We start from the raw sequence: 10,806 nt of genomic DNA on the forward strand, positions 1-10,806 counted from the left end.
CAGACATATCTCCTTGTGGTGAACGGGCTTGTCCCGCGTTGGGCTGCGCAGCAGCCCTGAAAACCCAAGGGGCTGCTGCGCAGCCCAACGCGGGACAAGCCCGCTCGCCACAACTCTCTATCATTTCCCACCGGATTGGGTCCAACCAGCAATGTGCGGTTGAGCAGGGCCTGCGTGGGAGCTGGCGCCAGCCTGCGATGAGACCAGGGCAGGCTTACCCAAAACCCTGCCCCGGCGCAGCAGACCTCCCTCCAGGGCTTAGTGCCGCGCCACCACCGGCTTGTCCCGCTCGCTGATCACCACCTGGCGATACTGCGGGTCGGCTTTTATCTGCGCTTCGGTAAACGGGATCGGCGCAAGCTTGCCAGCGGCAAAGGCCTTGGTCTGGTCCGCAGCATGGCTTGACCCCGCCTCGCTCGACAGCGAAAACGCCAGCAACCCCTCGGCCTTAGGCCCGTGCTCGGTGAAACTGACCACCTGCAAATAGCTGGTGCCGCTGACCACCAGACGCTTGCCGGGCGCCACCGGTACGCTGAGCATGGCGTTGTAAACACCCAGCTCCTGCGGCCCACCCGCAACCGGCACACCGTTCATGCCCTGCTGCACCTGCCCCCAGCGCATATCATCGGCCAGGCCCGCTTCCTTGACCTGCGCCAACGATGCCAGCGCTGCCTCGCGCAGCACCTTGCGCACCGCCGCCTGCTCGACGGCAAGGCCGCGCGGGGTGTGCTGCGGGTCGGCAGGGTCAAACGCCACACGCCAGGTTTCGGGGTGTTCGGCCAGCACCGCCGCGATGTTCTCGAAGTGCACCAGGCCAATGCCCGCCTCGAGCCCGGCCTTGCCATCCCACGCCTGCAAACTGGCGCACAACGCCTTGAGGTCGGCTTCGACCCCTTGGCACCACTGCAGCAAGTCCTGGCGCAATACACGGGCCAGGTACACCTCGTCATCGAACACCATCTGCTGCAGCTCAGCCACGCCGAGCTTGGCGCTGCCCTGCAGGCGATTCAGGGCAAAGCGTGTACGCATGCGCAGCGGCTCGTCGGCGCGGCTGACCAGTGGCGAGAAGCCCGTCAGCGGCGCTGCCGGGTTGACCTGCCAGGCAGAGTCATTGGCATGCTGCACATAATCGCGGCGCTCAAGGCTTGGCAGCAGGCTGGGCGGGAAGATGCCCGGCTGCGCAGCCTGCGGGTCGACCTTCCACTGGCAAGCGCTACGCGAGCCGTCCAGCACGACCATGGGGCCGCTCGCCTGCGGGTTGCTGCACTGCGCCAACAACGCCTGGTCCACATACGGCACCACCGATTGGTTCAGGTACAGCGCTGCGCCCGATTCATCCACGGCCAAGGTGTTGACCCACGGTATACCTTGCAGTTTGCCCACCGACGCCTTGAGTGCCTGCACACTGTCGGCCCGATTGACCTGATACCACTGCTCCAATACCCGGGTGTTGTCGAGGTTGGCATCGCGCAGGCTGAAGGCCGCCTGCCGGTCCCAGTCCAGCCGCCCAGGCCATTGCACCACCGGGCCGAACCTGGACAGGTACAGCGGCCGCTCAACCTGCTGCAAGGCGCCGTCATCACCCTTGACAGTGATGCTGACCGGGTACTTTTCAAGCGCCAGTGACTCGCCGTCGAGCAGGTAGCGGGTCGGGTCTTTCGGGTCCAGTTGCAGGCGGTACAAGGTGAAGTGTTTCGAGGTGTCGACGGTGTGGGTCCACGCCAGGTGCTGGTTGAAGCCGATATTGACCACCGGCAGGCCCGGCAGCGCCGCGCCCATCACATTCAGCTTGCCAGGGATGGTCAGCTGCATCTGGTAAAAACGCATGCCGCCAATCCACGGGAAATGCGGGTTGGCCAACAATAGCGCGCGGCCACTGGCCGAACGCTCGGCGCCCACCGCCACCGCGTTGCTGCCACGGGTCTGGGCAAACTGCTCCTGGCGCGCCAGCACTTGGCTGTAATCAACCCGCGGTGCCGCTGCCGCAAGCTCAGGCGGCGCCGCTGCGACTACTGCTTCGGCAAACTGGCCAAGGCCGCCTTCGGCAAGCAGGCGGCGGGTCAGCTTGACCAGATCGAGGCTGTCGATCGGCCGCACCCAGTCCCCGGCCCCGCACTCGGCAGGCAAGCCTTGGCTGCGGCGCTCGGCCAGCGCGCGGTTGTAGCCGCTGGCATAGCCTTCGAGGCGGTCACGCATTTCAGGGGATTGCGCCTGCCAAAAACCTTCGACCGCCGCACGGTTGTTGAACCAGGTGAAAAACACGTCGCTGGGCAGGTTTTCGCGCTCATCGGCTGTTTTGCCAGCGGCGCCGAAGTAACGTGAACGCTCGCCATTGACCGTCAGCACCTCGTTGGCCAGCAAGCACAGGTTGTCCTGCGCGTAGGCGTAACCGATGCCGTAGCCAAGGCCGCGCTCGTTTTCGGCCAGGATGTGCGGGGTGCCGAAGCTGGTGCGGCGGATCTGCGCAGTAGCGTCAGCCGCCACCTCGTGGGCCTGGCTGGCCAGGCTCGCAGCGGCCAGCACCGCAGCCAGGCTCAGCTGCATGACAGGACGTGATGAAAAGGTCACAGGCACTCCTCGTGCGAATCGGGGGTCATCCCGATCAAACGATTGGCCTGCCGGAAATTTTACGGTGTTGTCGGGCGCGCGACGCTTTCATTCAGGTGATGTGAGTTTTTTTTCGCCGAGGGCTGCAGATTTGCCGCGCTCATCCGTCTTATCCAGTGAGGCAACCTGTTTTCTGGACGGTCCACGAAAAGGAGCATTCACATGTACAACCCGCAACCCTCGACGCAGACGCCGCCGCCCCAGGCCGGTGCGCCGTTCGGCGAGCATGAGCGAGTCGGCAATGAGCAGATCCGCGAGCTGCTGCGCGTGTTCGGCCTGCGCACCAGCCTGATCCGCCTGAAGGTCATCGACGCCTTGCACGCCGCCGACCGCAATGGCCGCAGCATCGGCGTGCGTGGCGTGCATGCGCAGCTTGAACAACTGGATATTCCGCTGTCGTTCCTCAGCGTGCGCGAAGTGCTCAAACGCCTGTGCGCAGAAGGGGTGATCACCCTGGGTAGCGACAAGTGCTACACCCTCGACCCACAGGCCCGGGCCGTGCTCGACCAGCACGCCGCACGCTGAGCGCCTGGCCGGCCGCAGCCCGCCGGCCCAAGCCCTTCAGGGTTTGACTTTGCGCCGCAGCAGGCCGTTGATCACTACCACCACAACCGCAATGCCGATGGCCAGGTACTGGAACGTCTGCTCGCTGATGGTGCCCTGCTTCTGCAGGTGGCTCAGGCCGAGCATGAGGCCCAGCACTACCAGGATGATCAGGATCGAATATTTCAGGCGCTGCACGTGTGTCATGGGAGTTTCCTTGCGACATCAGGGACATGGGGCTATGGCGAAGCCTGCGGCATGATACCTCGCAAGGGCTGAAGACGCTGATTTTCCTCGGGGCTATTTGTGAGCCTTTAACCAAAGGCCAGGCTAAACCCTCTGCGCATCGAAATGTTACCCGCGGAATGAGGGATGAATCGAGGTGAAGTGGCAGTGTTAGGCTCTGTACGAAAAGAGATGTCGCAAACGCCGCATAGCGCAAGCCAGTGAGACCATCGCGGAGTAGCTTTTCGCGAGCTTGTCGAAGCGAGTCACGATACGTCGGTTATCTTTCAGCCAGCCGAACATTCGCTCGATGATGTTTCGCTACCCGCATTTTGGGCGATCAAGCAGTCGTGGCAAACCAGGCTTCGGCTTGCGCTTCATTTTCCGTAATGGAATCACCTGCTGCATGCGATAGCGATCGCAGTACTGCCGCAAAGCTTCGGCGTCATACCCTTTGTCGGCGAGAAGCCATCGGCACCGTTTCCGGGGGCGACCGCGTTTACCGGGGATGCTGACTTCATCGAGCAAGGGCTGGGCGTAGCTGATATTACTGGCTTGAGCGCCAGAGAGAGGGAAGCGCAACGGCACGCCGTTGGAGTCGCAAAGCATATGCATCTGGGCTGTCAGTCCGCCTCGGCTACGGCCTATCGCATGGTCAATGGCTTCATCAGCCCCCCTTTTTCCCGGCGCCTGCAGAGGCTCGGGTTGCGCGTACTGCCGTCGAGTCAATCATCCAGGTCTGAAGGTCAATCAGGCCATCCTCGTTCAGTCTGATGTGCAGCCGCTTGAGCCTGTGGTCAAAAGTGCCTCGGTTTCGCCAGTCACGAAATCGCTGGTAGACCGTTGACCAAGGACCGAAACGCTCAGGCATGTCACGCCAAGTAGCGCCGGAGCAAAGCACCCACAGCACACCATCCAGCATCAAACGATCACTAAGCCGTGGTCAGCCTTTGCGGTGGCCTTCAGTGAACAGGTCCGCGACCACCGTCCAGGCTTCATCCGAGAGTTCATAACGCTTTGCCACCACAGAATTCCTTTCCGTAGATGGTTGAGAACTCCACAAAAAATCAGCCTTGGGCCGGTGCTGCTTCGGTTTCTCGGTATTTCGTACAGAACCTGGAAATGACATTGCTTGCCACCGCCCAAGCTTTTCGCCCGCCGCTTGTTGCTCCGAAGCGGGGTCATTGCTGATCCTCGCCAAAGGTACACCTGTAGTAAAAGTAAGGGAGTTCCGAACAGACTGCCTAAACACGCACTCAAAGCAAACGAGGTATTTAAAGTCACGATTAACACTCCACAGGCGTGCAGTCACCGCGAATGAATGTGCCAAGCAACCACACTCATTGGACCTTCGACCAATTACCCGGCGAGTCACTCTCAGTGTCGCAACTACCTCCACCTGAGCACCTGCTTCACTCACCCCAATAGCTTCTGGTGGAATAAATTCACTAATCAATTTAAATCTAACTTAAAGAAATTACTACTAATAAGCTCTATGTTTTCGCTAGTGCTCAATGATAGAGCGGCAAGGGCCGACCCAATATCACTGGGCACTTCGGAGATGCGCCGTCCTATTTGAGGTGCGACGATTAGCTGGTAGCGGTCGCCTCTATAGTCATAACTAAAGAAGCCTTTTTTTGCCATGATGGAAAATGACTTTAAGTAGCGATCTCTCTGCGCAGTAGCATTGAACTCTGGAACATTGCGGTCAATTACTTTAAATCCAAAATTTTCGCCTAACGAGTCTACATAGTCATACACCCTCTCATAATTCTCGATAGAGCTTTTGACTAACTCAGGTACAAAACCTTGTCCGGCAGTCGCAAAGTGCCCAAGCAGCCCATCTTCAAAATATGCAAAGAAATCTAAATCATGAGCTTCCAAAAAATCTTCATCCATCTCCATTATTCTGCTCCAAAGATATTTGTACAGTTTTCGCAGCGTGGAACCACTTCTCCTGTTCGAAGACGAATGGCGGAAGTGAATTTTATATCGTCTAGCTTAAGCTTAGGATTGCTCAAAAGCAATTCGTTAGCAGCTCTGAACTCAGCACAACGACCCAACTTATTTCCACATGCTGTCTTCACACCCAAGCCCCCAAGGCTGTCTGCATAAGCTTGCAGCTCGGGGGCAATCGTACTTGGAACTACCCCATTAGATGTGGTGGCTATTTTTCCTGCCAGCGGATCTATAGCGCCGACAACTATAGCCGGCTTGTGCTTTTTTGAATGTTTGAATGTTTGAATGTTTGAATGTTTGAATGTTTGAATGTTTGAATGTTTGAATGTTTGAATGTTTGAATGTATTGTTCAAGCCTTAGAGCAGCTTCTTCAAGAAGTTCAGCAGTTTCGCGGTTCTGTGCACCGGCTATCGTAGCATCGACACCAGCCGCAGCAAGCCTTTTACCTAACAATACCCTTAGTACCGCAGGAGCGCCTTTAAGGGCAAGCGCTGCATCCAGATCCCAAGTGACACCAGTAATCCCACCGCCCAATACAATCGAAAATCTTTGCACCAGATCGTTGAGTTCTGCAGGGCTGCTCGAAACACCAGCAATTTCTCTCAAATAAATAGCAGCAGTTTTCGCCAAATTGTTCCCTCCAAGCTTCAGGAATAAGACTTGGCTCGTCGGCCCAGTCGCTGCCGCCGCTCTGAGACCATTGCGAGTTTGCATTAAATAACCCATGATCGAGGAACTGTTCAGTAGTCGGTTGGAATGCTTAAACATCTGACCCATTGGCGGTTATCGCATTTCTAACACTCCAAGTAAGTACATTGTTTTGAGAGGCTAGACGCTGAATGCTGGCTGTCGCGATCAAAAAATCTTCTTCGAAATTCTGCAATTCAGGGCTTCCCGGAGGTTAACTCGCCAGAAGAGCCTGCAATCGTGCATTCTCTACTGCATTCATTTGAGCACTAGGTTGTGTACGAAATACCGAAAAACCGAAGCAGCACCGGCCCAAGGCTGATTTTTTGTGGAGTTCTCAACCATCTACGGAAAGGAATTCTGTGGTGGCAAAGCGTTATGAACTCTCGGATGAAGCCTGGACGGTGGTCGCGGACCTGTTCACTGAAGGCCACCGCAAAGGCTGACCACGGCTTAGTGATCGTTTGATGCTGGATGGTGTGCTGTGGGTGCTTTGCTCCGGCGCTACTTGGCGTGACATGCCTGAGCGTTTCGGTCCTTGGTCAACGGTCTACCAGCGATTTCGTGACTGGCGAAAAGGATGACTGGCTTATCGGGCGGGCCGCCAGTTTGTACCCACATCCAGGATTGGCTCCTCGGTTCGCGGTCAGGCTCTTTCAATATCTGTACCCGAGTCTCATCGCAATGAATGATGCGGTTATTCAACAAGCTCTCGCGCATCAGGTTCAGCAGCGGCTGAAAGTGCTCGCCGCACTGGATGACCCAACGTGCCAAGGTTTGACGCGAGATATCGATGCCGTGACGTCCGAGCACTTTCTCGAAACGATGAAGTGGCAGACCGTCCACGTATTTGGTGGTCAACAACATCGCCAGCACGCTGGGGCTGGCCATGCTTTTTTCGACCATCTGAGCGGGTTTATCCCCAGTCACCGGCGCTGACTCAAAGTCGCGGCAGCCGTATACCTTGCGGATGTGCTTGATGACCCGGATCTGCATTGGGACGATTTCGAGTTGCTCGCTGACTTCTTCGCCAATGGCGTACTTGCGGCAGCCGCACGCACACGTCAGCTCGTGTTCAGGCAGTTCATGGAAGACCTCGACACGCGGCAGATCGCTGGGCAGTGCCTTGCGTTTGCCGCGGCGCTTGCTCGGAGCAACAACTTCTTCATCCGAAGCTTCGTCAGCAGGCTCTACCAGGCTTTCTGCTTCGCCAAAGAGAGGGAGTTGGGGCGTAGCCGAATCGTTGGTCTACTCTGTCTTACGGCCGAATAACCGCTGGCGGAGCAGCGCTACCTCTTCTTCCAGATGAACGATCTTGCCCTTGTCAGACGCACGTTCATTGATCATTTGCTCAAGCAGCTGCTTGAGCAAAATCGGATCGTCAGGGAGGGTGTCGGGCATGGAAATCATGCCGCGGATTATACCGAATCAGGCGACGTAGCGAGACGTCAGAACTTGATGTGGGCGGTTGCGCCACAGGTCGAAGCGTCGAGTAGCCAATTGAGTTCCTGGACTGTTAGGATAATGGCCTCGTCGGTGGGGTCAGGCGATGTTTTGAAGCGCTCCGAGTCGAGGCGCTTGAGCCAAAGGCAGAAGCCGTTGCGCTCCCAATACAAGATCTTCACGCGGTTGCGAGGCTTGTTGAGAAAGACGAAAAGCACCGGATCGAATACCGCCACTTTTATGTCCAGCTCGACCAGCGCCGCGAGGCCGTCTATGGATTTTCGGAAGTCCACGGGCTTGGGGTAAAGGTAGACTTTTTCGACTTTGACGTCGGGTCGCATCATGGCGTGCGGGCTCCAGAAAGAGATCGGGAGCACAGCATCAGAGATCAGCTAAGCGCGGGGTTAATGGAGCGCTTACGCTTAATTTACGAGCTCCATCATCAAAAACCTGAAATATGCTCTGAAAGTTAACAGCCTGACCCGACCCCACGAATAATGACTCTTTAACCTCGAACTTACCATACTGATTGGAGAACGTGCTTATCACATCCCCTTCAGCTTTAACCGAAACCCCTCACCAATTTTTGTTCCCAGCTTTTTGTTGAGGTTAGCCGACTGTGATGCAAAGAAGTCATCTATCTCTCCAAAACCAGGAACCTTTTGAATAACCTTTGCACCATTAAATTATCTGAAAAAATGTAACCACCGGACCATAGTCCTGATCCGAGTTAGAAACCACCACACTAAATACCTTATCAGCAAATTTTTCTCTCAAAACCAACCGCCACGATAATGCAATAACCTCTGCCAACTGTTCGAACACCCTATCATCGACGTCCTCAGAACACCCTTCAAAAACATCATAAATATGCGTGTGATTAATCATTCGCTCAGTCGCCTGCAGATCTCCACCGAATTGCTCTAGCCAAGATTCAACAACAACACCATCATATTTACTTTCTAAAAAAACCCCATCCCCATCAACAATAAAGTCAGGAAAAAAAAGCTTGCTCGATAGCAATACATCCTCAGGACTGCAATTATTACTTATATAGGAAAGCTCATCAATCTCGTCTTTTTTCGCCCACTCAGACTTCCAAGATTCATAACGAACCAAGCCGATCATGGGATGAATTGTATTAACTTTCATTATGGAATCTCGTCAGGTTTAGCGGGCCTTGGTGCTGATTTTGTCGAGGGTGACCGAACTCTAATCGTCCCGTCCGGCAATTTATTTCTGCCGTACTCAATTACATGCGGCGTTTGCACATTCGCATGCGCGGCTCCAGTAACGTCAACTCTCTTAACAATCATTCCCGCCGAATCATACACACGCCTGGACATCCCCAACAGCGCCTACTCTTTACTCCAGACTCGCAATCAAAATTAATTAAATCCAAAATAGGCTGTAGCGTCTCAGGGTCTGCCGCATTCCCAAAGTAATATTCATTACCTCCATCGTTTAAAATCTCACCAGGCGTCGCCTTCCAACATAGGGCGAAATACTGTTCGCCTAGCAGCCCCTCTAATGCACCTGCATCCTCATATGTTGAAATTCTTATATAAGGCCCATATTTTCAGTGAACGAGAACCTTGACCTTTCTCCGATTCGCGAATCGATCATAGTTCATCTTACGATACTGTTAAACCCATCCAACTCCTGTTGAGTAGGAGCCCGCTTAGCGCCTCTACTATCAAGGATAGTTGCCCATCGACAGTTTCAAGACCGCACGATAATTCCAGTAATTGCAAGAACTCGCTACATTGATACTCACTATCTTCGCATCCACAAACGGAATAGAACTTGTAGTATTGGCAAGCTCTCGCAAAGCATGGCATCAAGCTGTACTGCAAGCTCGCCCATTCGAGAACCGTGAGCTAGACGAGGACGCGATCAGCAATTAAGAATTGCTGATCGCAAAACCAGCAACTTCGCCTGCGACTTTCGGACCAACTATTTATAATAGGCAGAAATTAGAGCTTTTGCGATTTCACTTTCTGGGAGAGATCCGGACGCCAGCTCCGCCAACTCATCGATCGAAATAAAATTAGAATTTAAATATTCATAAAAAATATCTTGAATTTCTGATTTTTTCACAGCAATAACACCAAACTCCTCATATGCACTTTCAAAGGCAACCCAACTGCATGCGCCATCGCATATAACAATTGGATAACCAACCATCCCGTCAAAAAAGCTGTCAAACCTTCTACTCAACCAAGGGACATCCCTCTCTAAGTCGACCCCATCTATGGAAAAGCAGGAGTTCTCCAACGGCCCACCCCCTGAAAATTTTACAAATACATCTGACTTAAAACTGGAGACGCTATTCAATATCAAGCCCGCAAAAATCTCAACATAACAGAGCAATGGCCTCTCAAAAAACCAATACAAAAACCCATCACCAACAAAAACATTCATCGGCAAGTCTCTGTCAAGGCTAATTACACCTGAAAGCCTATCAAGCAACAACGTCAGGTCTCTATCTCTAACTTCCGAAATAGTCATGGCTATTCCCCTAAAAACCTGATTTTCATAGTTGGTTTTTTCCGCCCATCTATCGTCAACGATGCGGAAGGTTGCTTTGTGGACGTCGAAACGGGGTAGAATCGATAAGTCTTCTGCCCATTAGTTAACACAGTAACTGAACCATCCTGAGAAATTGTTTTCTTATAACCATTCGACTCAAGTATCTGTATGGCGCTACCCTGAGTAATATTGGCCTCAATCTGCCCTGCACTGTTCCGGGTAGCCTTCGGCAAAAACTCAATTGCAGTGGCTTTTGGACTGACCACCGCAACATCAACGCCAGCCGCAGCAAGCCTTTTTGCTAACAAAGCCCTTAGTATAGCGGGGGCACCTGTAAGAGCAAGCGCGGCATCCAGATCCCATGTGACATTACCAACCCCCCCGCCCAGTACAATCGACACCCTTTGCACCAGATCGTCGAGCTCTGCAGGGCTGCTCGAAACACCAGCGATTTCTCTTAAATAAATAGCAGCATTTTTTTCACCAAATTGCTCTCTCCAACTATCAGGAATAACACTTTGATCATCGGCCCAATTGTTACCACCGCTCTGAGACCACTGCGAGTCTGTGTTAAACAACCCATGATCGAGGAACTGCTCAGTAGTCGATTGGAATGCATAAACCTCTGACCCATTGGCGGTTATCGCCTTTTTGTCACTCCAAGTAAGGACTTTGTTTTGAGAGGCTAGACGCTGAATACTGGCTGTCGCGGTCAACAAATCTTCTTCAAAATGCTGCAATTCAGGGCTTCCCGGAGGATAACTCGCCAGAAGAGCCTGTAATCGTGCATTCTCTACTGCATCCATTTG

9 protein-coding genes and 3 pseudogenes are annotated in these 10,806 nt (G+C 53.9%); 2 read left to right on the plus strand and 10 right to left on the minus strand.

Features of this window, described 5'->3' with window-relative positions; translation table 11 throughout:
* Positions 1–258: 258 nt before the first annotated feature.
* Positions 259–2,544, minus strand: a complete 2,286-nt coding sequence (locus tag HU720_RS09915) for an acylase (RefSeq protein WP_186519619.1) — start codon at positions 2,542–2,544, stop codon at positions 259–261.
* Positions 2,545–2,769: 225 nt separating this feature from the next.
* Here HU720_RS09915 and HU720_RS09920 point away from each other — a divergent pair, with 225 nt between their 5' ends.
* The gene (locus HU720_RS09920; protein ID WP_186519602.1) at positions 2,770–3,132 is read left to right on the plus strand and encodes a fe2+ zn2+ uptake regulation protein; all 363 of its coding nucleotides are present in this window, start codon (positions 2,770–2,772) and stop codon (positions 3,130–3,132) included.
* Between the two features lie 36 nt (positions 3,133–3,168).
* Here HU720_RS09920 and HU720_RS09925 read toward each other — a convergent pair whose 3' ends face one another.
* From HU720_RS09925 to HU720_RS09940, 4 genes and pseudogenes are all read right to left on the minus strand, one after another.
* Positions 3,169–3,357 carry a hypothetical protein gene (locus HU720_RS09925; RefSeq protein WP_186519604.1) on the minus strand — a complete coding sequence of 63 codons (189 nt, stop codon included), beginning with the start codon at positions 3,355–3,357 and terminating at the stop codon, positions 3,169–3,171.
* Positions 3,358–3,546: 189 nt separating this feature from the next.
* Positions 3,547–4,399: pseudogene (locus tag HU720_RS09930) on the minus strand (IS5 family transposase).
* A gap of 428 nt (positions 4,400–4,827) precedes the next feature.
* Positions 4,828–5,280 (minus strand): hypothetical protein, encoded by a 453-nt coding sequence (locus HU720_RS09935; RefSeq protein WP_186519606.1) that lies wholly within the window; start codon positions 5,278–5,280, stop codon positions 4,828–4,830.
* Between the two features lie 298 nt (positions 5,281–5,578).
* Positions 5,579–6,049 carry a hypothetical protein gene (locus HU720_RS09940; protein WP_186519608.1) on the minus strand — a complete coding sequence of 157 codons (471 nt, stop codon included), beginning with the start codon at positions 6,047–6,049 and terminating at the stop codon, positions 5,579–5,581.
* Between the two features lie 338 nt (positions 6,050–6,387).
* On the opposite strand from HU720_RS09940, the pseudogene HU720_RS24290 reads away from it, so the two are divergent.
* Positions 6,388–6,597: pseudogene (locus tag HU720_RS24290) on the plus strand (transposase); the annotation flags it as partial.
* Here the strand turns inward: HU720_RS24290 and HU720_RS09950 are convergent.
* The 5 genes and pseudogenes from HU720_RS09950 to HU720_RS24295 form a co-directional block, all read right to left on the minus strand.
* Positions 6,596–7,432: pseudogene (locus HU720_RS09950) on the minus strand (transposase); the annotation flags it as partial. The pseudogenes HU720_RS24290 and HU720_RS09950 overlap by 2 nt on opposite strands.
* 38 nt (positions 7,433–7,470) lie before the next feature.
* Positions 7,471–7,809 carry an IS66 family insertion sequence element accessory protein TnpB gene (gene tnpB, locus HU720_RS09955; RefSeq protein WP_238337668.1) on the minus strand — a complete coding sequence of 113 codons (339 nt, stop codon included), beginning with the start codon at positions 7,807–7,809 and terminating at the stop codon, positions 7,471–7,473.
* 337 nt (positions 7,810–8,146) lie between these two features.
* Positions 8,147–8,617 carry a hypothetical protein gene (locus tag HU720_RS09960; protein ID WP_238337669.1) on the minus strand — a complete coding sequence of 157 codons (471 nt, stop codon included), beginning with the start codon at positions 8,615–8,617 and terminating at the stop codon, positions 8,147–8,149.
* 804 nt (positions 8,618–9,421) lie between these two features.
* Positions 9,422–9,976 (minus strand): hypothetical protein, encoded by a 555-nt coding sequence (locus tag HU720_RS09970; RefSeq protein WP_186519612.1) that lies wholly within the window; start codon positions 9,974–9,976, stop codon positions 9,422–9,424.
* A gap of 2 nt (positions 9,977–9,978) precedes the next feature.
* A partial coding sequence (locus HU720_RS24295; protein ID WP_238337670.1) for a hypothetical protein occupies positions 9,979–10,806 on the minus strand: 828 nt, incomplete at its 5' end.

It is taken from the genome of Pseudomonas sp. SWRI51 (genome assembly GCF_014268825.1).
Taxonomy (GTDB): domain Bacteria; phylum Pseudomonadota; class Gammaproteobacteria; order Pseudomonadales; family Pseudomonadaceae; genus Aquipseudomonas; species Aquipseudomonas farsensis.